The 24209-nt window shown below is 71.7% G+C and carries 23 protein-coding genes; 6 read left to right on the forward strand and 17 right to left on the reverse strand.

Going from position 1 to position 24209, the window contains the following annotated elements; genetic code table 11:
* Positions 1-10: 10 nt before the first annotated feature.
* Positions 11-1120 carry a DUF2336 domain-containing protein gene (locus ACE101_RS30335; protein ID WP_379137935.1) on the reverse strand — a complete coding sequence of 370 codons (1110 nt, stop codon included), beginning with the start codon at positions 1118-1120 and terminating at the stop codon, positions 11-13.
* 265 nt (positions 1121-1385) lie between these two features.
* Between ACE101_RS30335 and ACE101_RS30340 the strand changes: the two genes are divergently transcribed.
* Both ACE101_RS30340 and ACE101_RS30345 read left to right on the forward strand, forming a co-directional pair.
* Complete coding sequence (locus ACE101_RS30340) at positions 1386-1583, forward strand: hypothetical protein (protein WP_379137937.1); 198 nt, start codon at positions 1386-1388, stop codon at positions 1581-1583.
* 7 nt (positions 1584-1590) lie between these two features.
* Entirely contained in the window at positions 1591-2379 is a 789-nt protein-coding gene (locus ACE101_RS30345) for a hypothetical protein (protein WP_379137939.1), read from the forward strand.
* A 28-nt stretch (positions 2380-2407) separates the two neighbouring features.
* Here ACE101_RS30345 and ACE101_RS30350 read toward each other — a convergent pair whose 3' ends face one another.
* Genes ACE101_RS30350 through ACE101_RS30360 form a run of 3 tightly spaced genes read right to left on the reverse strand, consistent with a single transcriptional unit; the run spans position 2408 to position 5974 of the window.
* A complete protein-coding gene (locus tag ACE101_RS30350) occupies positions 2408-2989 on the reverse strand; it encodes a DUF1254 domain-containing protein (protein WP_379137942.1) in 582 nt (193 codons plus the stop codon).
* The gene (locus ACE101_RS30355; protein WP_379137945.1) at positions 2986-3693 is read right to left on the reverse strand and encodes a DUF1214 domain-containing protein; all 708 of its coding nucleotides are present in this window, start codon (positions 3691-3693) and stop codon (positions 2986-2988) included. The genes ACE101_RS30350 and ACE101_RS30355 overlap by 4 nt, the downstream gene beginning before the upstream one ends.
* 46 nt (positions 3694-3739) lie before the next feature.
* The gene (locus ACE101_RS30360; protein ID WP_379137947.1) at positions 3740-5974 is read right to left on the reverse strand and encodes a transglycosylase domain-containing protein; all 2235 of its coding nucleotides are present in this window, start codon (positions 5972-5974) and stop codon (positions 3740-3742) included.
* A gap of 293 nt (positions 5975-6267) precedes the next feature.
* Here ACE101_RS30360 and ACE101_RS30365 point away from each other — a divergent pair, with 293 nt between their 5' ends.
* Positions 6268-6753 (forward strand): YcgN family cysteine cluster protein, encoded by a 486-nt coding sequence (locus ACE101_RS30365; protein WP_379137949.1) that lies wholly within the window; start codon positions 6268-6270, stop codon positions 6751-6753.
* A gap of 245 nt (positions 6754-6998) precedes the next feature.
* On the forward strand, positions 6999-7955 hold the full coding sequence (gene gshB, locus ACE101_RS30370; protein ID WP_379137952.1) for a glutathione synthase: 957 nt from the start codon (positions 6999-7001) through the stop codon (positions 7953-7955).
* 139 nt (positions 7956-8094) lie between these two features.
* Here gshB and ACE101_RS30375 read toward each other — a convergent pair whose 3' ends face one another.
* Both ACE101_RS30375 and ACE101_RS30380 read right to left on the reverse strand, forming a co-directional pair.
* The gene (locus ACE101_RS30375; RefSeq protein ID WP_379137955.1) at positions 8095-8406 is read right to left on the reverse strand and encodes a hypothetical protein; all 312 of its coding nucleotides are present in this window, start codon (positions 8404-8406) and stop codon (positions 8095-8097) included.
* A gap of 151 nt (positions 8407-8557) precedes the next feature.
* Positions 8558-9973, reverse strand: a complete 1416-nt coding sequence (locus ACE101_RS30380; protein ID WP_379137958.1) for a DHA2 family efflux MFS transporter permease subunit — start codon at positions 9971-9973, stop codon at positions 8558-8560.
* 86 nt (positions 9974-10059) lie between these two features.
* On the opposite strand from ACE101_RS30380, the gene ACE101_RS30385 reads away from it, so the two are divergent.
* On the forward strand, positions 10060-10632 hold the full coding sequence (locus tag ACE101_RS30385) for a DUF2239 family protein (RefSeq protein ID WP_379137960.1): 573 nt from the start codon (positions 10060-10062) through the stop codon (positions 10630-10632).
* Positions 10633-10653: 21 nt separating this feature from the next.
* Here the strand turns inward: ACE101_RS30385 and metW are convergent, their stop codons facing one another.
* Positions 10654-11316: a methionine biosynthesis protein MetW gene (gene metW / locus ACE101_RS30390; protein ID WP_379137963.1), complete on the reverse strand. Its 663-nt coding sequence runs from the start codon at positions 11314-11316 to the stop codon at positions 10654-10656.
* Positions 11313-12485, reverse strand: a complete 1173-nt coding sequence (gene metX / locus ACE101_RS30395) for a homoserine O-acetyltransferase MetX (RefSeq protein WP_379137966.1) — start codon at positions 12483-12485, stop codon at positions 11313-11315. The genes metW and metX overlap by 4 nt, the downstream gene beginning before the upstream one ends.
* Positions 12486-12663: 178 nt before the next feature.
* Between metX and ACE101_RS30400 the strand changes: the two genes are divergently transcribed.
* Entirely contained in the window at positions 12664-13515 is an 852-nt protein-coding gene (locus tag ACE101_RS30400) for a chorismate mutase (RefSeq protein ID WP_379137969.1), read from the forward strand.
* Positions 13516-13644: 129 nt separating this feature from the next.
* Here ACE101_RS30400 and ACE101_RS30405 read toward each other — a convergent pair whose 3' ends face one another.
* The 9 genes from ACE101_RS30405 to ACE101_RS30445 form a co-directional block, all read right to left on the reverse strand.
* Positions 13645-13806 carry a hypothetical protein gene (locus tag ACE101_RS30405; protein ID WP_379137972.1) on the reverse strand — a complete coding sequence of 54 codons (162 nt, stop codon included), beginning with the start codon at positions 13804-13806 and terminating at the stop codon, positions 13645-13647.
* 395 nt (positions 13807-14201) lie between these two features.
* Complete coding sequence (gene ybgC / locus ACE101_RS30410) at positions 14202-14609, reverse strand: tol-pal system-associated acyl-CoA thioesterase (protein WP_379137974.1); 408 nt, start codon at positions 14607-14609, stop codon at positions 14202-14204.
* Positions 14606-15562 (reverse strand): metallophosphoesterase, encoded by a 957-nt coding sequence (locus ACE101_RS30415; protein WP_379137977.1) that lies wholly within the window; start codon positions 15560-15562, stop codon positions 14606-14608. Before ACE101_RS30415 ends, ybgC begins: the two co-directional genes overlap by 4 nt.
* Complete coding sequence (ruvB, locus tag ACE101_RS30420; RefSeq protein WP_379137980.1) at positions 15555-16658, reverse strand: Holliday junction branch migration DNA helicase RuvB; 1104 nt, start codon at positions 16656-16658, stop codon at positions 15555-15557. The genes ACE101_RS30415 and ruvB overlap by 8 nt, the downstream gene beginning before the upstream one ends.
* Before the next feature lie 60 nt (positions 16659-16718).
* Positions 16719-17177 (reverse strand): hypothetical protein, encoded by a 459-nt coding sequence (locus tag ACE101_RS30425; RefSeq protein ID WP_379137983.1) that lies wholly within the window; start codon positions 17175-17177, stop codon positions 16719-16721.
* Positions 17178-18019: 842 nt separating this feature from the next.
* On the reverse strand, positions 18020-18517 hold the full coding sequence (gene bfr / locus ACE101_RS30430; RefSeq protein ID WP_379137986.1) for a bacterioferritin: 498 nt from the start codon (positions 18515-18517) through the stop codon (positions 18020-18022).
* 135 nt (positions 18518-18652) lie between these two features.
* Positions 18653-21748 carry an efflux RND transporter permease subunit gene (locus ACE101_RS30435; RefSeq protein ID WP_379137990.1) on the reverse strand — a complete coding sequence of 1032 codons (3096 nt, stop codon included), beginning with the start codon at positions 21746-21748 and terminating at the stop codon, positions 18653-18655.
* Between the two features lie 149 nt (positions 21749-21897).
* Positions 21898-22989 carry an efflux RND transporter periplasmic adaptor subunit gene (locus ACE101_RS30440; RefSeq protein WP_379137993.1) on the reverse strand — a complete coding sequence of 364 codons (1092 nt, stop codon included), beginning with the start codon at positions 22987-22989 and terminating at the stop codon, positions 21898-21900.
* Positions 22989-24083, reverse strand: coding sequence for an efflux RND transporter periplasmic adaptor subunit (locus ACE101_RS30445; RefSeq protein WP_379137996.1), 1095 nt, complete (start codon positions 24081-24083; stop codon positions 22989-22991). Before ACE101_RS30445 ends, ACE101_RS30440 begins: the two co-directional genes overlap by 1 nt.
* Positions 24084-24209 lie beyond the last annotated feature (126 nt).

Raw genomic sequence — 24209 nt, forward strand, 5'->3', positions numbered from 1 at the left:
CGGGGGCCGATCACTGGGTCTTGCGCGTGCGCTCCGGCAGGACCGGGCGCAGGGACACCGTGGCCGGACGCAGCTTCGGCGAGGCCGGGCCATGCACGGGCCGGTGCTGCTCGGGGGTGGCGACGCGCTCGGCCGGCTCCTCGCCGAGGATGGCAGCGAGCAGGTCACGGGCGGTGGTGGGCTCGGTCGTCCGAAACAGGCTGGCGAGCGCGAACACCGCCTCCACCGAACGGCCGATCGCCGGGTCGAGGCGCAGGAACAGGTACACCGCCTCCTCCTCGAGCAGCCCGGCCGCCCGGATGGCGAGAGCGAGCAGATCCTGGCGCCGCGGCTCGGAGAAATTCCAGGCCACCGCCCCGAAGCCGAGGGCCGCGGACAGCTCCGCCTCGATCTTGGCCCGCTCGCCGCGCAGCGCGAAGGTCTTGAGGGATTCGCCGAGGCCGCGCACCAGCGGGCGCGATCGGGGGCGCAGGGCGGCACGGGCGGCGATGCCCTGGCGGATGGCGGCGCGCCGCTCGGGCGCCGCCTCCAGGTAGAGCGGCGCCAGATCGACCGCGGCCACGTCGTCGCGGGCGACGAGCCGGGCAGCGAGATCGGGGCGGCGGCGGGCGCGCGACACGAGACGCTCCAGGGCCGGCCCGTCGAGGCGGGCCTGGGAGTTGCCCGCCAGGGCGAGGTCCACCGCCGGATCGTCGCGCAGGGTCAGATCGTCGATCACCGCGCGGCTGAGATCGCTCCGGCGGGCGATCACGGCGTCCCGGGCCGGGCCGTTCTCGGCCGCGTCGAGGAGTTCGGTGGTCAGCACCGGACTCAGCGCCAGCACGGCGTCGCGGGCCTCGCCGCCATGAGCCGCGAGCAGGACCAGCACGCTCTGCGGCGTGTCGGCGAGCGGCGCGAGCTTCTCGGCCACGATGGCAGCGGTGGCCGCGTCCACGGTGGGGATGAGCCCGCAGGCCAGGGACTCGAAAGCCCGGATCGTGCCGGGATCCCGGGCGGGCGCCGCACGGAACAGGTCCGTCTGCACCCGCAGGAGCACCGGCTTCATGTCGAGCCGGCGATCCTGCGCCAGTTCGAGGAGGCCGGAGAGATCCGGCAGGGCGTCGACGGCTGAGCGTGACATGGGCGATCTGGTACGCAGTACGAACGTCCGCGAGACTACGAAGCCGCGCGTAAAGCGTCGCTTAAGCCTGTCGGAAAGGCTGCCGGGGCGGCCTGGGGACAACGGGGATAGCGGTGTGGCGCAGTCACGGAGGGTTTACGGCCGCGCCCCGCCGGAGGACCGCCTGAAACCATCCGTTAACCACGCCGTGCTTTTTCAGGGGGCAGCCAACGTGTCGCCGTCAGGACGGCGGCTCCCGGAGGGTCCTCGGATTTGGGAGGCGGAGATGGGCGGCCAGAAGTTTCGCGGCACGGCAACGATCGTCCCCTTTCCGGCATCCGCACCGCGGACGCGCCGGCCGGAGACTGCTGAGCCGGAGCGCGGCGCCATCCTGCTGTTCACGGGAGTGCGTTATGAGCGGCCGTGCGAGCCTGCGCCGCGGCCCGCCGAGCCGTCGGGCACCGATCTGCGCAAGCGCGGCTGAGGCGCGGATGCCCCTGCGCGGCCTCTTCGCCCGCCCCATCCTGCTGCTGGCGCTGCCGGTCATCGCCTCCTGCGTGCAGCAGGGGGATTTCGGCCGTCCCGCCCCCACCGCCTGGAACAGCCTGATCGATGCGGCCGGCACGCTGGCCGCCCGCGAGCGCAGCGAGGCCGCCTCGCTCTTTCCCTTCACCGAGGACGAGCGGACCCTGCGGGACCGCGCGTGGCGCTACCTGATGCCCGCACGCGAGCGCTCACTGTTCGAGGCGACGCTGGCGAACCTCACCCGGGCCCGGGTGCTGCCGGCCGATTGGCGCAGCCCCGACCCGGCCGGCTATTTCGAGGCGATCATGGCGGAGGACGCGCGCTCGCCGGTCTCGCGCTACCGCCTGCTGTCCGAGGATGTCACGGCCGACGGGCGCCTGATCCCGGCTTTCGCCGACACCGCCGCCCGCGTGGTGCGGGCCGACCTGAACCGGCTGCGCAGCCTGCCCTTCATCCGCACCCTCGACGACGAGGACGTGCGCAGCGCCGCGATGCGCGTCGCCGAGAACCGCTGCCTGATCGCCTGGGTGCGCCGCGAGGCCTCCCTGCGCGAGCAGGCCTATCGCTACGCCCTGGAGCACCTGCTCGTCACGGTGCCGGGCGAGGAGGCGATCGGGGTCGAGCGCACGCTGGCCTTCCTCACCGCCCGGCGCCGGCTGCTCGATCCGCTGCTGCCGGTGGATGCCGAGGCGCGCTGCGGCCTCGCGCCGGTCCCGGGCGCCGGAGCGCAGGCCGCGATCGTCACCAAGGGCTGACGCGCGCACCAGACGGATCCGGAAGCCCCTACTCGTCCGGCCCGTCGATGGTGCAGGAGACCGAGCGGGCCGCCGCGTTGGCGAGCGTCTGCTGGCTCGGCAGGGCCGCCAGAACCCGCACCACGACGTAACCCTCGCGGCCCGGGGCGACGATGCGGACGTCGCGGTTGCGCTCGTCCTCGTCGGCGCTGGCGAGCGCCTCGTCGAACTGGCGGCGTGTCATGATGACGAGTTCGATGTTGCCCTTCACCGCGGCTTGGTCGGTCACCGCGTAGAAGGCGCCGCCGCGCCCGTGCACCGAGATCGATTCGAGGAGCGAACCCGTCTCCGCCGAGATCCGCACCGGCCCGTCGTCGAGGTCGTAGGCGCAGACGCCCACCGCCACCGCCGGGTCCTGCGGGGGCAGCCAGCCCTCCGCCGCCTCGGGCGGACCGCCGGTCTCGGCCGCGTGGATCAGCACGGACGTGTCGTTGCTGAGCGTCGCCCGGGTGCGCGAGAAGGCGTCGTTCGCCGACAGGTAGGGGATCGCCATCACCACCGTGATGTGGACGATGCCCGCGAGCACGAGGCCGCAGAGCGTGGCGAGGAGGAAGCGTCCGCCCTGGCTCATCCGTCGCACCCCACGCGCGTGATGGAGGGAACGCCCTCGCGCTCGAGCACGCCGGTGCTCGCCGCGACCGGCGTGTCGTAGAGGCGCAGCACGAGGCGCAAGCCCCCCTCTCCGTCCGGCATCGGCAGCCAATTGCCCGGCTGCACCGTGGGGCCGAGGGTGATGGCGAAGTGTCCGGCTTGGTCGCGCAGCACCTCCGTGGAGGTGAAGCCGCGCCGCGGCCCGTCGGCGGCGGGCGGCGCGGCGCGGCGGCGGCGCTCGGCGGTGAGCGTCCAGGCCCGCGAGGGCGGCGTCGCGCCCGAGATCCGGTAGGTGCAGGCCGGTGAGAGGCGCTGCCCGGCATCGTCGACGATGGCGGTGAGCAACAGGCCTTCGCCGAGCGCGATCGGGACCTCGCCGGTGCGGGCGTGGATCGCGCGCGTATAGGGATCGGCCTCCCGCGAGCCGACGCGCGGCCACGCCGTCCAGGCGTTGAGGGCGACGCCGCCGAACGGATAGCGCCCGCGCGTCGCCCAGTTGGCACTGGCAAGGCCGAGCACGAGGCCGAGGGCCAGCGCGTAGACGACGAGACCGACCACCCCGGTCCGGCGCGGGTTGAGGGGCGAGCGCCGCAGGACGATCCGCGCCCGCCGCAGGGCGGGGCCGAGGGGAGCGGTCCGGGCGGTCGGTTCCGCCGGGGCGCGGGCAAGTCTCTCGGTGAGCATCGCGGCCGTGTTTAGCAGGAGACGCGCCGGAGGGTGAGGTGCGCGGTCACGGCGTCGCGAAGCGGCCGGCCGGGCGCCCGCTCTCCGCGAAGCTGCCGGCGCTGCCGACCTCCCGCAGGGCGGAGCGGCCCGGCGCCGGCTCCACGGTGCGGAACAGGCTGCCGATGCCGCCGATCACCTCGAAGGAGCGCCGCGACAACGCGCCGGGCGGCGCGCCCGGCGGCGGCGTCGGGGCAGGCGCCTTGTTCGCCGCGACCGCGCCGGGCTTGTCGTTCTCGAAGCCCGGCATCGGCTTCAGCTCGATGCCCTGGTGGGCGGGGCCCATCACCTCGTGGAAGGTCATGGCGGGGAGCGAGCCGCCGGTCATGTTCTTGGTGGAGGTATGGTCGTCGTTGCCGTACCAGACCGCCGTGACGAGATTGCCCGTGTAGCCGACGAACCACGCGTCGCGGTAGGCGTTGGTGGTGCCGGACTTGCCCGCCGTCTTCACGCCCTCGACCTGGGCCTTGCGGCCGGTGCCCTCCTCCACGACCTTGTTCAGCATGTAGTTCATGTCGGCGACGACGCGGGTCGAGAGTACCTGCTCGGGCGGCGGCTCGTTGGTGTCGTGGCGGTAGATGACCTCGCCGGCGGAGGTGCGGATCTCGGACGCCGCATAGGGCTTGGCGCGCTTGCCGCCATTGGCGAAGACCGCGTAGCCCGCTGCCTGGTCGATCACCGTCACCTCCGCCGAGCCGATCGGCAGCGAGACCGAATCGACGAGGTTGGTGGTGAGGCCCATGCGGTGGGCGGTCTCGATGATCTTGGCCCGGCCGAGCTTGGCGGCGCGCGCCTCGTGCGTCTCGCCCATCGCCTTGCCCATGGCGATCGAGAACTTGACCGGGATGGTGTTGATCGACTTGGCGACGGCGATCCACAGGGGCATGGAGCCCGCGAAGGAGCGGCCGTAATTGGCCGGGCACCAATTGCCGATGCAGACCGGGGAATCCACCACCTTGCTGTCGGGCCGCCACTGCCCGGTGGCGAGGGCTGCGGCGTAGACGTAGGGCTTGAACGAGGAACCCGGCTGGCGCAGCGCGTCCGTGGCGCGGTTGAACTGGCTCTGGCCGTAATCGGAGCCGCCCACCATCGCCCGCACGCCGCCGTCCGGATCCATGGTGACGAGGGCGGCCTGCTCGACGTCGAAGGCGTCGCCGAACTGGCGCAGGATGTTCTCCACCGCCTGGTCGGCCCGGCGCTGAATGGCGAGGTCGAGGGGCGTCTTGACGACGAGCACCCGCTCCTTCTTCAGCTTGCCCTCGTCGGCGAGGCGCTTCACCTCGCCGAAGGCCCAGTCGAGGTAGTAATCCGCGCTGATGTCGCGCGAGCGCGTGACCGGCGTCGCCGGGTTGCGCAGGGCCGACTGGATCTGACCTTCCGTGAGGTAGCCGGCCTCCACCATGTTGCGCAGCACGTCCGCGGCGCGCGCCCGGGCGGCCGGCAGGTTCACGTGCGGCGCGTATTTCGTCGGCGCCTTGAACAGGCCCGCCAGCATGGCGGCCTCGGCCAGCGAGATGTCCTTGAGGTTCTTGCCGAAATAATAGTCGGCCGCCGCCGCCGCCCCGAAGGTGCCGCCGCCCATATAGGCGCGGTCGAGGTAGAGCTTGAGGATCTCGTTCTTGGTGAGGTGCCATTCCAGCCAGAGGGCCAGGAAGGCCTCGTTGATCTTGCGCTGGAGCGTGCGCTCGTTGGTGAGGAAGAGGTTCTTGGCGAGCTGCTGGGTGAGCGAGGAGCCGCCCTGCACGTGGCCGCCGCCGCGGGCGTTCACGGTCAGCGCCCGCAGGGTGCCGATCGGGTCGATGCCGAGGTGATCGTAGAAGCGCCGGTCCTCGGTCGAGATCAGCGCCTTGATCAGGATGTCGGGAAACTCGTCGATGCGCAGCGAATCGTCGTGCTTGATGCCGCGGCGCCCGACCTCGGTGCCGTAGCGGTCGAGGAAGGTCACGGCGAGGTCCTGCGCCTTGAGCCAGTTCTCGCTCGTCTGGTTGAAGGCGGGTTGCGCGAGCGTCAGCATGACCACGGCGCCGCCGAGCGTGAGGGTGACGGCCTCGCTCGCGAGGTCGAGCACCGCGCGCTTGGGCCCCCGCACCGTGAAGCGGCGGCGCATCGCCTCCGCATAGCGTTCGTAGGTCTCGCCGAGGCCGCGCCCGCCCTCGTAGAGGCTCGCGTTCAGCCACGCATCGAAGCCGAGGGCCGCGCGGCCGAGACGCGTCCAGAGCGAGGAGAGCCAGTTCAGCGGCACGGCGTCACTTTCATGGCGGCCCGGCCACTCGCGCGCCGGACGATCGATCAGGTTTACCCAATCTCGGCGCGAACCGCGAGACGGTGCGGCCACGGCCGCGCTTGAACGGGGAAAACGCGGCCGCCGCAGGAGGGATCCCCCCTCCCTCGCCCGAAGACGTGCGGCGCGCCCCGGGGCGTGAGGTCGCAGGCGGGCCGCAACATCGTCCGGCCGCGCTTGTGCGGGGCGCGCCGCTGCGGCAGAGGGAAGCGGACCTCCCCTCCCCCGAGATTTCGACCTGAAGGATTACCGTCTTGGCCGCGCATTCCAAGGCCGCCGCGCCCGCATCGCCGTTCTGGCGCGAGAAGAGCCTCGACGCCATGACCCCGCAGGAATGGGAGAGCCTGTGCGACGGCTGCGGACGCTGCTGCCTGCTCAAGCTCGAGGACGAGGATACGGGCGAGATCCATCATACCGACGTGGCCTGCACTCTCCTCGACAGCCATGCCTGCCGCTGCCGGGACTATCCGGGCCGCCAGCGCCGCGTGCCGGATTGCGTGCGCCTGACGCCGGAGGCGGTCCGTACGCTCCCCTGGCTGCCGCCGACCTGTGCCTACCGCCTCGTGCGCGAGGGGCGCGACCTGCCCTGGTGGCACCCGCTGGTCTCGGGCAACCGCGCGACCGTGCACGAGGCCGGCATCTCGGTGCGGGGCCGCGTCTCCGGAACGGAGGAGGAGTTCGAGACCGACGAGCTTCTCGACCAGATCGTGGCGTGGCCCGCCGAGGACCCGCAGGCGTGATGCGGTTCTCGCATCGCGAGGCGATTGCCCCGGCCATCGCCTCGCGATCCATCGGAACCCGGATGAGGCCCGCTGGCCCGGCCCTTGCTTGCCTCGTCACGTCTCCATGACGTTTCCTCCCCGATCCCAAGCCCCGCTCGCCCTCCCCCACAGGCGAGCGGGGCCTTTTTTCGTGCACCGCACACGGCCCCGTTGCCAGACGCGCCGGGCGGTCCGATAACGCCGCCACTCGGAGGCCTCCTTCCATGGCGTTGACCGTCGCGGTCCAGATGGACCCGATCCAGAGCATCCGCATCGCGGGCGACACCACCTTCGCGCTGCTGCTCGAAGCGCAGGCGCGCGGGCACACGCTCCTGCACTACACCCCCGACCGCCTGTCCATGCGCGACGGGCGGGTCACCGCCCGGGCCGAGCCCCTGCGCGTACAGGATGTCGAGGGCGCGCATGCGAGCCTCGGGTCGGCGGAGCCGATCGATCTCGCATCCGTGGACGTGGTGCTGATGCGCCAGGATCCGCCCTTCGACCTCGCCTACATCACGGCGACCCATCTCTTGGAGCGCATCCACCCGGCGACCTTGGTGGTGAACAACCCCTTCGAGGTGCGCAACGCCCCCGAGAAGCTGTTCGTCACGCATTTTCCGGAGTTGATGCCGCCGACGCTGATCTCCCGCGACCGCCAGGAGATCGAGGCGTTCCGCGCCGAGCACGGCAGCGTGGTGATGAAGCCGCTGCACGGGCATGGCGGCGCGGCGGTGCTGCGGGTGACGCCGGAGGATCCGAATTTCGGCTCGATCTTCGACCTGTTCTCCCAGACCTTCCGCGAGCCCTGGGTGATCCAGCGCTTCCTGCCGAAGATCTCGGAGGGCGACAAGCGCATCATCCTGGTCGACGGCGCGCCGCTCGGCGCCGTCAACCGGGTGCCGGCGCTGAACGACATCCGCTCGAACATGGTGCGGGGCGGGACCGGCGGCGCGACGGAACTCACGCCGCGCGAGCGCGAGATCTGCGCGGCGATCGGCCCGGAACTGCGGCGGCGCGGCCTGATCCTGGTCGGGATCGACGTCATCGACGGCAACCTGACGGAGATCAACGTCACCTCGCCCACGGGCATCCGGGCGATCAAGCGCCTCGGCGGCCCCGACCTCGCGGTGGCGGTGTGGGACGCGATCGAGGCGAAGGTGAGCAAGCCGCAGGCGGCGTGAGCCGCCGCGGGGCCTGCCCGAGCGGGACTCTGCTCGCGCACAGGACGGGAAAAAGAACGGCGCAGCAGCCACTTCTACGGAAGCGCGCCGCCCCCCTCTCCCGGTTGGGAGAGGGGATCCCGCGCTCCCCGGCGGCGGATCAATCGCAGACGCGCACGCGGCGGATGTAGACGTCGCCGAACTCGTCCACCACGCGGCGGCGGACCGTGTAGCATTCCCCGGCATCGTAGACCGGCGCATAGCCGTAGGCGGGCGCGTATCCATAAGCCGGCGCATAACCGTAGGCCGGGCGCGAGCCCGCCGCGATGGCGCTGCCGAGGGCGAGCCCGCCCACCGCACCGAGGGCGAAGGCCGGACCCGCCCGCCAGCGCGCCTCGGCCGGAGAGGCGCCCGCGAGGGCGACGCCCGCCAGGGTCATGGCGGCCACGGTGGTGGACACGATGCGCTTCATGGCAGTTTCCCTTGAGACGAATTCGTTCGCAATCGGCCCCGAAGGCCGCGGGCGGCGCGCGATTTCGCCACCGCCAAGCTCACTCCACCTACGTACAGCCGCGCGACTGAACGGAGACTGAAAGCGGAGCCGGGCGCGAATTCATCTCGCGTCAGGTCGCGTCCGCAGTCGGCCGGGTCTCGATGCGGCGGTGGCCGGAGACCTCGGCGCCCGCCGTCGGCGAGAGCCGCGCGAAGGCGAAGGTCGACAGGCCCGAGACGACCGCCACCGCCAGGAAGGCGGGCCAGAAATCCTCGCTCCGCACCGCGGCCCGGCCGTGCCATTGGGCGGCGCTCTCCAGCGCGAAGGCCCCGAACGCCACCCCGACGCTGAGCGAGAGCTGCTGGGCGACGCTGGCGAGGCTCGTCGCCGCGCTCATGTCCCGCGGATCGACATCCGCATACGCGATGGCGTTGACGGCGGTGAATTGCAGCGAGCGGAAGCAGCCGCCGACCAGCAGCACCGCGACGATCAGGGCGTGCGGCGTCGCCGGGGTGAAGAGGCCGCTCGCCCCGAGGAGGAGCGCGGCGATCACCGCGTTGAGCGTGAGCACCGTGCGGAAGCCGAGGGCGCGCAGGATGCGCGCGGCGAGCGTCTTCATGAACAGGGCGCCCGCCGCCGCCGCGAAGGTGAGCAGGCCCGAATGCAGCGGATCGAGGCCGAAGCCGAGCTGGAGCATCAGCGGCAGCAGGAAGGGGATCGCCCCGGTGCCGATGCGGAACAGACTGCCCCCGGTGATCGCCGCGCGGAAGGTCGGGTAGCGCAGGAGATCGAGGCGGATCAGCGGATGGGCGATGCCGCGGGCGTGACGCCAGTAGAGGGCGAGGAGCAGCAGCCCGGCCCCCGTGCAGCCCCAGGACACCGCCGGCGGCAGCAGGTGGCGCCCGCCCGAGGCGAGGCCGAGCATCAGGCTGGCGAGGCCCGCGCCCGAGAGCACGAAGCCGGTCGTATCGAGGGGCGGGCGCTCGGCCTCGCGCAGATCGGCGAAGTAGCGCGTCGCGAGCAGGATGCCGGCGAAGCCGATCGGCAGGTTGATGAAGAAGATCCAGCGCCAGTGCAGCGTCGTGGTGATGAGGCCGCCGAGCGGCGGGCCGATCACCGGGCCGACGAGGGCCGGGATGGTCAGGGTGGCGAGCGCCTGGACCAGCTCGGCCTTCGGCACGCTGCGCAGCAGCACGAGGCGCCCCACCGGCACCATCATGGCCCCGCCCATGCCCTGCAGGAAGCGCGCGCCCACGAACCAGCCGAGCGAATCCGCCGCCGCGCAGGCGAGCGAGCCGGCCATGAACACGGCGAGCGCCCAGCGGAACACCGTGCGGGCCCCGAACCGATCGGCCATCCAGCCGCTGACCGGGATGAAGATCGCGAGGCTCACCAGATAGGCGGTGAGCGCGAGCTTGAGGGCGATCGGATCCTCCCCGAGATCCGCCGCGATCGCCGGCAGGGAGGTCGCGATCACGGTCGAATCCGTGTTCTCCATGAACAGGGCCGTGGCGACGACCAGGGGCACGATCCGGGCGGGGCGCATGGGCCGACGGCCTCCCAATTTTATCCGGGTGATATTGACGACAGGATATCACCCGGGTCATTCCTCCGGCAGAGGAGGATGACGCGATGGACCCATGCTCGACTTGCACGGCCTTCCAGGGGGAACGGCGGCTCGCATCCGGAGTGCCCTGGGAGGTGGCCCTCGCGGTCAAGGCCGCCCAGGGCGGGGCGGACGGAACGCCGGTCCAGGTCTTCGACGACCGCAGCGGCCGGCCCCTCGACTTCGACCTGCGCGGCAGCGACGCGGAGATCGTGGCCCGGCTCAGGCCGGCGGAGGCCGCGCCCGAGGCGCCGCGGATGCCGGGCCGACCGAAGCTCGGCGTCGTCGCCCGCGAGGTGACGCTGCTGCCGCGGCACTGGGACTGGCTCGCGGCCCAGCCCGGGGGGGCCTCGGTGACCCTGCGCCGGCTGGTCGAGGCCGCCCGGGCCGGGGGGAGCGGGCGCGAGCCGGTGCGGCAGGCGCAGGAGGCCGCCGACCGCTTCATGGGGGCGATGCTGGGCAACGCGCCGGGCTACGAGGAGGCGGCGCGGGCGCTCTATGCGGGGGACGGGGCGCGGTTCCGGGCGCTCACGGAGGATTGGCCCGTGGCGCTGCGCGACCATGCCCGCCGCCTCGCGGGCCCGGCCTTCGCCGCCTGACGCCCCCTGGAAGCCCGCGCCTCACCGCCGGCGCAGCAGGAACACCCCCTGGGCGCCGACGAGATTCCAGATCCACCAGGGCAGGGAGAAGCGCATCGGCTCGCCCTCCGCGTCGAGAGCGGAGGCGCGCTCGATGCGGGCGCCCACGAGATGGCACAGGCCCACGAAGTCGCGGATCGTGCAATGGTGGATGTTCGGCGTCTCGTACCACGTGTCCGGCAGGTACTCGGTCACCGGCATCCGCCCGCGCAGCAGCAGCTCGGTCCGGATGCGCCAATGGCCGAAATTCGGGAAGGACACGATCGCCTTGCGGCCGATGCGCAGCAGGTGCTCCAGCACGATCTTCGGGTGGCGCGTCGCCTGGATCGTCTGCGACAGGATGACGTAGTCGAAGGCGTCGTCCGGGTAGTCGGCGAGGTCGGTGTCGGCGTCGCCCTGGATCACCGGCAGCCCGCGGGCGAGGCAGGCATTGACGCCCTCGCGCGACAGCTCGATGCCGCGCCCGTCGACGCCGCGCCGGTCGCGCAGCAGCGCCAGCAGCGAGCCGTCGCCGCAGCCGACATCGAGCACCCGCGCCCCCGCCTCGACGAGGCCGAGGACCACCCGATGGTCGGCGCGGGCGGTCGCGAGGCCCGGCTCCTCGGGCAGGCCCGCCGGGGCCAGCGGTTCGGCGCTCGCGCTCACAGGCCGCGCTCCCGGGCCGCCGCCGCGATGAAGCCGCGGGCCGCCGAGAACATCGTCGGCTCGTCGAGCAGGAAGGCGTCGTGCCCCTTGTCGCTCTCCACCTCCACGAAGGCGACCCGCGCCGCCGCCGCGTTGAGGGCGTGGACGATCGCCCGCGAATCGGAGGTCGGGAACAGCCAGTCGGAGGTGAAGGACATCACGCAGAAGCGCGTCGGCGTGCCCTGGAAGGCCTTCGCCAGCACGCCGTCGTGGTCCGCCGCGAGATCGAAATAGTCCATCGCCCGGGTGAGATAGAGATACGCGTTGGCGTCGAAGCGCTCCACGAAGCTGATGCCCTGGTGGCGCAGGTAGCTCTCGATCTGGAAATCGGCGTCGAACGAGAAGGTCGGCGCCGCCCGGTCCTGGAAGCGGCGGCCGAACTTCCGGTGCAGGGCCGGCTCGGACAGGTAGGTGATGTGCGCGCCCATGCGCGCCACCGCGAGCCCCTTGGCGGGCCGCGTGCCGACATCGAGGTAGCGCCCGCCGTGCCAGGCGGGATCCGCCATCACGGCCTGCCGGCCGACCTCGTGGAAGGCGATGTTCTGGGCCGAGTGGCGGGCGCCGGTGGCGATCGGCATGGCGGCGAAGACCCGCTCGGGGTAGCTCGCCGCCCATTGCAGCACCTGCATGCCGCCCATCGACCCGCCGATACACAGGAACAGGTCGGGGATGCCGAGGCGGTCGAGCAGCATGGCCTGCCCGCGCACCATGTCGCGGATGGTGACGAGGGGGAAGTCGAGCCCGTAGGGATGGCCGTTCACGGGGTTGATCGAGGCCGGCCCGGTCGTCCCCATGCAGGAGCCGACCACGTTGGCGCAGATCACGAAGTAGCGGTCGGTGTCGACGGGCTTGCCCGGCCCCACCATGGTCTCCCACCAGCCGGGCTTGCCGGTGACCGGGTGGCGGGTCGCCACGTGCTGGTCGCCGGTGAGCGCGTGGCAGACCAGCACGGCGTTGCTCCGCGCGGCGTTGAGCGTGCCCGCGGTCTGGTAGGCGATCTGCCAGGGCGCGAGGGCCATGCCCGCATCCATCGCCAGCGGCTCGTCGGGGCCGAACTGGGCGACGGGGCTCGTGGGCTCCACCGCCTGCGAGGCGGTGTCGGAGCCGGGTCTGAGGGCGGTGATGGCCATGATCGGGCTTGGGCCTTCCGAGGTCGCCCGCTCCCGGAGGGCGGACGTTATAGCGGTCGGAAAATTCGTTTCGCCGGACGGTTGAGTTAGGACCTTCCCGGCCGTCCGTCAATCGAGGGTGACGGCCGGGGCGCCGCGGTCGTAAGACGGCGGACAAGATTCTTGGGTGGCGCCCTGCATGACCTCTCCTGCCCCGACCACCGACCTCGCCGCGCTCCGCGCCGAGATCGACCGCATCGACGCGGCGATGCACGACCTGCTGATGGAGCGCGGACGGATCATCGACCGCCTGATCGCGGTCAAGCGCACCTCCGCCTCGGGCTCGGCCTTCCGGCCCGGCCGCGAGGCCTCGATGATGCGGGCCATCGCCGAGCGGCATGCCGGCCTCCTGCCCCTCGACACGGTGGAGGGGATCTGGCGGGTCATCATCGCGACCTTCACCTATGTCCAGGCGCCCTTCGCGGTGCATGCGGACGTCTCGGGGGGCGACGCGCCGATGCGCGATTCGGCCCGGTTCCATTTCGGCTTCACGGTGCCCTACCGGCCGCATCCGAGCGCCAAGGCGGTGATCGCCGCGGTGGCGGATTCGCGCGGGGATCTCGGCATCTTCCGGCTCGACCAGGGCGTCACCGCGGGACCGTGGTGGGAAGATCTCGCCGGGCCGGGGCGGCCGAAGGTGATCGCGCGGCTGCCCTTCATCGAGCGGCCGGGCCATCCGGCCGGGACCCCGGTTTTCGTGATCGCCCGTCCCCTCGACGACCCCTCGGCCGCCCAGCGCGACTGGGTGCTCTACGCCGCCCGCTTCGAGCGATGGCGCGAGGGGGCCGAAGGCATCCTGGCGGAACTCGGGGCCGAGGTGGTGGCGAGCGCCGGCCTGCGCGGCGGCCTCACCCAGCTCCTGGCGCTGCCCGGAACGGTGGCGCCCGAGACCCTCGGCGCGGCCCTGGCGGAGGCCGGAGCCCCGCCCTCACGGCTCGACGAGATCGGCAGCCACGCCGCGCGGTTCCGGGTGGAGCGGGCGACCGCCTGAGGGCGGCGCTCAGCCGCCGCCGAGGGCATCGGCAGTGTTCTGGGCGAGCCGGAGCGCCAGCGGAATCGCGCCCGCGCTTGAGCAGGATGAAGAGGCTCTGCGCCCCGGCCCCGTCGCAGCCCGAGGCCATCATGATGCCGCCCGGCGCGGCTTGCTTCGGCCCGGGCGGCGCAGCGGCGTCGAGGCCCGCAGGCGGGTCGGCCGGCAGCCGGGGCGCATCATCACGCAGCGGGAGGCGCCCTGCGCCGAGACGAGCCCGCGCTCGGCGGCGCCCGGCAGATCCCGCGCCACGGCCCGGCTGATCGCCGGGCTCGGATCGAGGAGCCAGCCCAGCGGCGCCGCACGGTCTCGGGCAGGGCCGCGAAGTCTTGCGGCTCTCGTCGGCGACGAGGTCGACGAGGGCCGGAACGGCACCCGTCTGGTCGAACACCGCGACGGCGACGTGCCGGAGGTCGGCGCCGCGTCGGCCCCGCTTCAGATCGTCGGCCGTCTGCTTGGCGAGAGCGCGCAAGCCCGCGCGTGTCACGATCATTCGTCGGCATCGGACGGGAACGTCGCGGGTCGGCAGCGGAAACCGGCCCGATTCTCATCCTCGATCACCGGCAGGCGCCGCGCGGCCTCACAGAGGGTATGGCCATTCGGGCGGATGCCAATTCTCCCCCGCGCGAAGGCAGGGGGATGGGCCGTCAGGCCGGCGCCCGTCCCTCCAGGATCGCCCTCAGCCCGTCCGGCAGGCGGGCCGGGCGGCCGCCGATCAGGGCGGCGACGCGCACATCGGCGGTGAGCAGCACCTGCTCGCCCCGCAGGATCCGCTGCGCCACGAGGATCGAGGCGCCGCGCACCGCGGCGGTGCGGGTCTCCACGGTGATCACGTCGTCCATCCGGGCCGGCATCAGCCAGTCGATGGTCATCCGCCGCACGGCGAAGAACAGCCCCTCCCCGCCCGCGTGCAGGGCCGACTGGTCGATGCCCGCCGCGCGGAGGAGTTCCGTGCGCCCGCGCTCCAGGAAGCGCAGGTAGCTCGCGTGATAGACGAGCCCGGAGAAATCCGTGTCCTCGTAATAGACGCGGATCGTGATCTGGTGGGGGCTCACGCGGCGGCCTCCCCGCCGAGTTCCACGACCACGATCTCGGGCGGGATTCCGAGGCGGATCGGCGCGATGCTGAGGCCGAGGCCGCCCGAGACGACGAGGTCGGTGTGCTCGCGGACATGCCCGTAGGCGTAGCGCTCGCCGTAGCGCGAGGGCACGACGGGCGCGCGGCCGAACAGGCGGATCTGGCCGCCATGGGTGTGGCCCGAGAGGGTGAGCGCCACCCGCTCCGGCACTTGCGGGAAGATGTCCGGCTCGTGGGCGAGCAGGATCACGGGCGCGTCCGGCGGCACCTTGGCGAGGGTCGCGTCGAGGTCGTCGAGGCCGATGCAATCGCCCGGACCGCCCTTCCGGCGCAGCAGGCGGGGGCGGGGCGTCAGGGCGAGCTGGTCCTGCAGGCCTGCGATCCAGAGCGGCCCGCCGGGCACGGCGAGCGGCACCGCGTCGTTCTCCAGGAGCCGGATGCCGTGGCGCACGAGCGCCTCGCCGGCCCGGGTCGGGCCGCCGCCCCGCTCCTGCGCCTCCGCGTCCTCCCACCAATCGTGGTTGCCGAGAACCGCGTGGACGCCGAGCGGGGCACGCAAAGCGGCGAGCGGCTCGGCCCATTCGTCCGGCGCGAGGCGCCGGGTGACGAAGGGCTGGCCGGCCACGAAGTCGCCCACGAGGGCGATCAGGTCGGGCTTGAGCGCGTTCGCCGCCGCGACGAGGCGGGCGATGCGCGCCGCACTCATCCAGGGCTCGCAGGCGTGGATGTCGGCGAGCACGGCGATGCGCAGCCGCAGGCCGGCCGGCCAAGGTGCGCGCGGGCGGATCGCGTAGCGGGTGACGACGGAGTCGAACGGCTCGACGCCCACCCCGTAGGCCGTGGTGGCGAAGCCCGAGAGCCCGACGATGCCGGCCCCGCGCACCACTTGGCGGCGCGTGAACCAGCGGCGCGGCCGGTGCGGATCAGTCATCCGCGTCGCCGGTGAAGAGGCCGTACTGCACGCTCGGGTCGCGGTTCGGCTCCGGCAGGCCGAGATGCCGGAAGGCGTGGGGCGTGAGCACCCGCCCGCGGGGCGTGCGCTGCACGAAGCCCTTCTGGATCAGGTAGGGCTCGATGATCTCCTCGATGGCGTCCCGCGGCTCGGAGAGGGCCGCCGCGATGGTCTCGACCCCGACCGGCCCGCCGCCGAAGGAATGGGCGATCGTCCCGAGATACTTGCGGTCCATGGTGTCGAGCCCGGCCGGGTCGACGTCGAGGAGGCGCAGGGCCCGGTCCGCGATGGCGCGGGTCACGGTCGGGGCATCCTCCACGATGGCGAAGTCGCGCACGCGCCGCAGCAGCCGCCCGGCGATGCGGGGCGTGCCGCGGGCGCGCTTGGCGATCTCGTTGGCGCCGTCCGGCGCCATGCCGATGCCGAGCACCCGGGCGCCGCGCGTCACGATCGCCTCGAGTTCGTCGATCTCGTAGAATTCGAGCCGGATCGGGATCCCGAAGCGGTCGCGCAGCGGGGTGGTGAGCAGGCCCGCCCGGGTCGTCGCCGCGACCAGCGTGAATTTCGGCAGCTCGATCTTCACCGAGCGGGCCGCCGGCCCCTCGCCGATGATCAGGTCGAGCTGGTAATCCTCCATCGCCGGATAGAGGATCTCCTCCACCGCGGGATTGAGGCGGTGGATCTCGTCGATGAAGAGCACGTCGCGCTCTTCGAGGTTGGTGAGCTGCGCGGCGAGGTCGCCCGCCTTGGCGATCACCGGTCCGGAGGTCGAGCGGAAGTTCACGCCGAGTTCGCGGGCGACGATCTGGGCCAGCGTGGTCTTGCCGAGGCCGGGCGGGCCGACGAAGAGCACGTGGTCGAGGGCCTGGCCCGTCTTGCGGGCGGACTCGATGAAGACCTGCAGGTTCGCCCGGGCCGCGCGCTGGCCGGTGAAGTCGGCGAGGCTCAGGGGACGGATCGACGCGTCGATGTCGTCCTCGCGGCGCTCGGGTGTGAGGAGGGCTCTGGGCTTGCTCAAGGGGGGCTCGGACGGATCATCGCGAACGGCGGCGCCGCCGGCGCCCGCCTCCTGCATGTAGTCATCCGTGCGCGGCGCACAACGCGACCGATCGCACCGCCCCGCCCCGCTCCGCCCTCAGCGCCAGACCGGATGCGAGTCGATCCAGTTCGGCGCACTCGACACCGTCACCTGCGAGACGCCACCGCAGACCGGCAGCCGGATGACGATCGTGTTCACCTGGGCGTTGGTGCGCGAGGCCGCGTTGACGAGATAGATGAAATCCGCGTTGCGCTTGATCTCGGCAAAATGAGACACGTCGACATTGCGGTAGATCGGCATCTCCACCCAATCCGCGCCGCGGCGCTGGTAGGCACCGCCGGTATAGAGATAGACATCCGAGTATTTGAGGCAGTACGGAACGCCGAAGGCGCGAGTCACGACGACCCAGGCCGGAGGACCGAGCTGGGCGGCGAGCATCGCGACGGCGAGGATGCCGGCCGCCATCCAGACCTGGCGAAGGCGAAGCCAGTGGCCGAGGGTGCGCAGCCATGCCCGCCGGAAGCGGCGCGGGCGTTCGATGGCTTGGCTCGTCATCCGCACCTCCCGTCGGCGTTCGCGGCCCTCTCATCCGCCCACCTTAAGACTCCGGTTCTCCGCAAGAAGCGAAAGCACACGGCACAATTCGATCCAAAACCGTCGTCTGGTTATAATTAAAGTTTTGGCATCCCAGCGCATCCACCGGATGCCCGGCAGCCCGCATCCGTTCGAAACCAATGGGTCGGTGAACGAATGCGTGTGGGGCAGAGTGGGCGACGGTGATTAATTTATCGTGCGATGCGTCATACGGTTTCCGGATGATCGCTTCGCGATGCGGAAACCGGCCTCGCTCAGGCGCCGCGCGGGCGCGTGATACGGTTTCCGAAAGTGATCTTCCGGAAACCGTATCAGGCCGGCGAATGCGGCGTGCGGTGCGGATCGGCCGGAGGCGGCGCCCGGGCGGTCGGCAGGTTCTGGACGATCCGTTCCGGCAGCCGGAAGCCGCACGCAGATCTTGACGACCCAGGCTGCATGGTCTTCGCCCCGCCCCTCATGCTGAGGCGGCGCGCAGCGCCGTCCGGCCGGCACGCACCCCGCAACGCGGATCCCAAGGCTTGGCGGCTGGGATTCCCGGTCAGGGGTGCTTCGAGGGCGCTGCGCGCCACCTCAGCATCGGGAGCGTGACGAATGCCGCGGAAGCGCCCGCATCACGGCTTCGATCGACCGAGAGGGCGCGAAGCCGGTGCGGCGTCATGCGATCCGCGAGGCGGCACGCCCCCGGAACGAGGGAGGCGCCGGCGGGAATGACGGCGCCTCGTCCCGGCTCGGGCGCGCGGAGCGCAGCGCCGAGCCCTGCAAGCTGACGATGCGGCTTCTGGACGGATCGTCCGGGAACCGGCTCACTCCACTTCCGGCTCGATCCGCTCCAGGCCGCCGATGTGGCGCTGGGCGTAGAGCTGCACGCCGATCTGGTTGATCAGCTCCAGCTGTGTCTCCAGGAAGTCGATGTGGCCTTCCTCATCCGTGGCCAGATCCTCGAACAGGATCTTGGACACGCGGTCGTTGATCGACTCGGCGTACTGCGCCGCTTCGAGATAGAGCGCCCGGGCCTCGTTCTCGGCCGCGAGATCGCACTCGATGATCTCCTGCACGTTCTGGCCGATCTTCAGCGGATCCAGCTCCTGCAGGTTCGGGAAGCCCTCGAGGAACAGGATGCGATCGATGAACCGGTCGGCGTGGTTCATCTCCTCGATCGACTCCTTGCGCCAGAACTTGGCGAGGTCGACGTAGCCCCAGTCGTTCAGCATGCGGAAATGCAGCCAGTACTGGCTCACGGCGGTCAGCTCGCTGCGCAGACCGCGGTTGAGGTACTCGATGACCTTCGCGTCGCCCTTCATTCCCAATCTCCTCTCGCGCCGCGCCGTCTCGCCTTGCGGCACCGGGTTCGACCGGCCGGCGGCGGCCCCACATGGCATGCCGTGGGGCGGCAGCCAAGAGCCGGTATTAGAATAATTCTAAAATCTTGCGGGCCGTCAACCCTGCGGCTGCGCGGGGAGCGCGGCCTGCCCCCCGTCCGCCCTCTTCCACCCGCGCGGCGGCGCCTTGATGCGGTACCAGCCGACATAGAGCGCGGGGAGGAAGAACAGGGTCAGGAAGGTCGCCGCCACGATGCCGCCGATCATCGCGTAGGCCATCGGCCCCCAGAACACCTCGCGGGCGATCGGGATCATGCCGAGGCTCGCTGCGGCCGCCGTGAGCATGATCGGGCGCATGCGGTGGCAGGTGGCCTCCACCACCGCGTCCCAGGGCGCCATGCCGGCCTCCTCGTACTCGTCGATCTGCGTCACCAGGATCACCGAGTTGCGGATGATGATGCCGATCAGCGCCAGCACGCCCAGGATCGCCACGAAGCCGAGCGGCGCGCCGGAGGGCAGCAGCGCCGCCACCACGCCGATGAGGCCGAGGGGCGCCACGCTCGCCACCAGGACCATCTTCTGGACGCTCTGGAGCTGCACCATCAGCAGGAAGGCCATGACGAGGAGCATCACCGGCACCACGGCGGCGATCGGGCCCTGGCCCTTGGCGCTCTCCTCGACGGCGCCGCCGATGGCGAGGTCGTAGCCGTCCGGCAGCTCGGCCGTGAACCGGTCGATCTTGGGCTGGAGGTTCGCCACGACGGTGGCGGGCTGGGTCGCGTCGGTGATGGCGGCCCGCACCGTGATGGTAGGCTGGCGGTCGCGGCGCCAGACGATCGGCTGCTCCAGGTCGTAGCGGATCTTCGCGAAGGCGAGGAGCGGCACGGTGGAGCCGTTGGCGAGCGGCACCTGCAGGCTCTGCAGCGTGTCGACGGAGCGGCGTTCGAGGGCGAGCGCCCGGCCGACCACGTTCACGAGGTAGATCGAGTCGCGCACCTGCGTGATCGTGGTGCCGCCCACGACGCCGTTGAGGATCGTCGCGATGTCCTTCGAGGTCACGCCGAGCTGGCGGGCCTTGTCCTGCAGGATCTCGACCTTGAGCACCTTGCCGGGCTCGTTCCAGTCGAAGGTCGGCACGCCGAGGCTCGGATGGGTGCCGAGCACGCCCGCGAGCTTGAGCGCCTGCTGGCGCACCACCTGCAGGTCCGGGCCGCCGAGGCGGTACTGCACCGGCCGGCCCACCGGCGGGCCGAGGTCGAGGGGATGCACGAACACGTCGGTGCCGACGAAGTCGCGGCGGGCGAGGTCGTTCAGCCGGGCGATGGTGCGGTCGCGCGCCTCGATCGAGGTGGTCTCGATCACGATCTGCCCGAAGAAGGCGTTGCCGAGCTGCTGGTCGAGGGGAAGGTAGAAGCGGATCGCCCCCTGGCCGACATAGGAACTCCAGTGCCGGATGGCGGGATCGCCCTTCAGGGCGGCCTCGAACCGGTCCATCTGGGCCTTGGTCTCGCCGATGCTGGCGTTCTGCGGCAGGGTCAGATCGACCAGCACCTCGGTGCGGTCGGAGGAGGGGAAGAACTGCTGCTGCACGTGGGCCATGCCGACGAAGGAGAGCGCGAGCAGCCCCAGCGTCGCCGCCACCGTGAGCCAGCGGAAGCGCATGGCCGGCAGCAGCATGGCCCGGAAGATCGCGAGCAGCCGGCTCGGCTTCTCGTGGTGGCCCTTCATGGTCTTGGGCAGGATCTTCACGCCGATGAGCGGCGAGAACAGCACCGCCACCACCCAGGAGACGAGGAGCGAGGCCGCCAGCACCACGAACAGCGAGTAGGTGTATTCGCCCGCCGCCGAGCCGTTGAAGCCGATCGGCAGGAAGCCCGCCACGGTGACGAGCGTGCCGGTGAGCATCGGGAAGGCGGTGGAGGTGTAGGCGAAGGTCGCCGCCCTGTGCAGGCTGTCCCCGGCTTCGAGGCGCGCCACCATCATCTCCACGGTGATCATCGCGTCGTCGACGAGGAGGCCCAGCGCGATGATGAGCGCGCCGAGCGAGATGCGCTGCAGCGTCACCCCCATCGCGTCCATGATCACGAACACGATCGCGAGGACGAGGGGGATCGAGAGCGAGACCACGAGGCCCGCCCTGAGGCCGAGGCTCAGGAACGAGACCACGAGGACGATCACCACGGCCTCGACGAGGGCCTTGGTGAAGCCGCCCACCGCCTCCTCGACGATCTTCGGCTGATCGGAGACGAGGTGGATGCCGACGCCGACCGGCAGCTCGCCCTCGACCTGGCGCATGCGCGCCTTCAGGGCCTCGCCGAATTCGAGGATGTTGCCGCTCGCCTGCATCGCGATGGCGAGCGCGATCGCCGGCTGCCCGTTGTAGCGGAACAGCATCTCGGGCGGATCGGTGTAGCCCCGGTGGATCTCCGCCACGTCCGAGAGGCGGAAGAAGCGGTCGTTGAGGCGCAGGTTGATGGCCTGGAGGCTGCTCTCGTCCGCGAACTGGCCGCCCACCCGCACCGAGACGCGCTCGGGATCCGCCTGGATCACCCCCGACGGCTCGACCGCGTTCTGCGCCTGGAGCGTGCCGATCACGCTCTGCATGTCGATGCCGAGGGCGGCGAGCTTGCGGGTCGAGAAGTCGAGATAGATGACCTCGTTCTGCGCGCCGACGATCTCGGTCTTGCCGATGCTCTTGACCTTGAGCACGGCGGTGCGGACGCGCTCGACGTAGTCCCGCAGCTGGCGCATGGACAGCCCGTCCGCCGTGAAGGCGTAGACGTTGCCGTAGACGTCGCCGAACTCGTCGTTGAAGAACGGCCCCTGCACGCCCTGCGGGAAGCTCGTCTTGATGTCGCCGATGCGCTTGCGGACCTGATAGAACAGCCAGGGAATGGTCTTCGGCGGCGTGGTCTCGCGCAGCTGGACGAACACCGTGGCCTGGCCCGGGGTCGTGTAGCTGCGGGTGTAGTCCACCGCGTTGATCTGCTGGACCTCCTTCTCGATCCGGTCGGTGACCTGCTGGAGCGTGTCGCCGATGGTGGCGCCGGGCCAGCGCGCCTGCACCACCATGGTCTTGATCGCGAAGGCGGGATCCTCCTCGCGGCCGAGCCGCTCGTAGGCGAGCGCGCCCGCGACGATGGAGATCGCCATCAGGAACCAGACGAAGGAGCGGTGCGCGAGCGCCCATTCGGAGAGGTTGAAGGATTTCATGGGCCGGTCCGGCTAGGCATCATTCGCCGAAGCGGTCGCCGGGTCGGCGGCGACGATGATGCGGGAAGAAGAGGCTCAGCAGGATCGGACGAAGCCGTTCTGCCGAGGCGGTTCGGCGGCGGGCGCGTGCGGGCCCGGGTCGGGACGGATCACAATCCGGTCTCCGGCAGGCGCACGGCCTGCCCGTCCGAGAGACTGTGCACGCCCGCCACCACGACCCGCTCGCCGGCCTGGAGCCCGTCCCCGACGAGCACCCGCTCCTCGCTGCGGCCGACGAGCGTGACCGCGCGCCGTTTCACCGCCCTGCCATCGGGCGTCACGATCCAGACCATCTGGGTCCCGCCCTCGTCGAGGAGGGCGGTGGCGGGCAGCGGGATGCGCGGGGCGATCCGCCGCTCCAGCGCCACCGCGACCGTGGTGCCGAGGCGGAAGGCGTCGGGCGGGTCGATCAGCGTCATGCGCACCCGCCGGGTGCGGGTCGAGGATTCGGCGAGCGGCCCGATCTCGCGCACCCGGCCGCGCACGGTGATCGCGGGCACGGCCAGCAGCGTCACGGTGAATTCGGCATCCCGCTTCACCTCGCCCATCAGGGCGTCCGGGATGTCGACCACCGCCTCGCGGATGTCGGGGCGGGCCACCGTCACCACGGCCTGCCCGGCGGGGACCACCTGCCCGACCTCGGCGCTCCAGGCGGTGACGACGCCGTCGAAATCGGCGGTGAGGGTCGCGTAGCCGAGTTCGTCCTCGGCCTTCTGGAGGGCCGCCCGGGCCTGCGCGAGGCGGGCATTGGCGGTGTCGCGGTTGGCCACCGCCGCGTCGAGCTGGGCCTGCGTCACCGCGCTGCCGCTCTCGAACAGGGTGCGCTGGCGGGCCTCGGCGGCGGTGGCGTTGGTCACCTGCGCCTGCGCGTCGGCGACGTCGGCGCGGGCCCGCTGCAGGGCGAATTGCTGCACGGTGGGATCGAGGGCGGCGAGCCGCGTGCCCTTGCCCACGAGGTCGCCCACGTAGACGTCGCGCGCGACGATGCGGCCGCCGATGCGGAAGCCCATCTGGGTCTGGTAGCGCGGCTCGACGGTGCCCGCGAAGGGACCGAAGGTCTCGGTCTCGTGCAGGGCGGTGGTGACGGTGAGGACGGGACGCACCGGCGGGGGCGCCTCGGCGGCCTTCTGCTGGCAGCCGGCGAGGGCGAGCACCGCGGCGGCGAGGGCGAGCACCGCGGCAGCGAGGGACAGGCGACGCATCACGGGGAGCCCTCACCGACCACGGCGACCTGCTGGCCGGGACGCAGGAGCTGGATGCCCGCGGTCACCACCTGCTCGCCTGCCTCGATGCCGCCCGAGAGCACGATCGCCGAGCCCGCGTAGCGCGCGATGCCGACGGGCTTGGGCGCCACGGTCCGGGTCTTCGGATCGAGCACCCAGACGGCCGGCGCGTCGTTCCAGCGGAACAGCGCGCTCCAGGGCAGGGTGACGGCCTCCTGCGGCCGGAAGCGCCCGCGCCCCAGCACCACCGCGCCGAGCGTCATCGCGGGGGGCACCGAATCGAGGGCGATCTTCACCCGCACGCCGCCCGTGCCGGGATCGATGGTGGGCGAGATCTCCCGCACGGCACCGGTGGTGCGGATGCGCGGATCCGATTGCAGGATGATGTCGATCCGGCCCTCCGCCGGGCGCGTCGTCAGCAGGGTCTCGGGCACGATGAAGACCGCGTCCCGCGGGCCGTCATGCGCCAGCGTGAACACGGTCTGGCCCGAGGAGACCACCTGCCCGGCCTCCGCGTTGCGGGCCGTGATGATGCCGGCGACGCCCGGCTTCAGCTCCGTATAGGTGAACTGCTCCTTGGCCGAGCCGAGGGCCGCGCGGGCCGAATCGACGGAGGCCTGCGTGGTGCGCAGGTTCTGCTCGGCCTGGTCGTAGGAGCTGCGGGTCGTGTAGCCGCTGCGCATGAGCGCCTGCTGGCGCTCGAAATTCACCTTGGCCTGGGTGAGGAGCGCCTCGGCCGAGGTCAGGGCCGCCTCGGCGGTCTCGACGTTGACCCGCTGCTCCTGCGGCTCCAACCGGGCCAACACCTGATCGGCGCCGACGTGATCCCCCACCTCGGCGAGGCGCTCCGCGATCTTGCCGGTGACGCGGAACGCCACGTTGCTCAGGAACTTCGCCTGGACGTCGCCGGTGAGTACGACCTCGCCGGCGACGGCGTTGCGCGCCGCCGTGACGGTCTTCACCTCGGCGAGCGAGGCGGGCTGCGGCGCGTCGCCGGCCGCGGCCGGCCCGGCCAGGGCCGCCAGGAGCGCCGCCGCCAAAGGCGCGGCGAGCGGGATCGGGCGGAGTGGCATCGTCGGATCTCGACTCCAGTGGGCTCCGGCGCGGAGCGGAGGTGAAGGAGCGGCCGCGAGGGGGCGGAGCGGCCGCTCCTTCCAGGCCTCCCGCCGACGCTGGGTCAACGGCAGACCTGTAGCACC

The sequence above is a fragment of the Methylobacterium carpenticola genome, from assembly GCF_042748905.1.
GTDB classification, from domain to species: Bacteria; Pseudomonadota; Alphaproteobacteria; order Rhizobiales; family Beijerinckiaceae; genus Methylobacterium; species Methylobacterium carpenticola.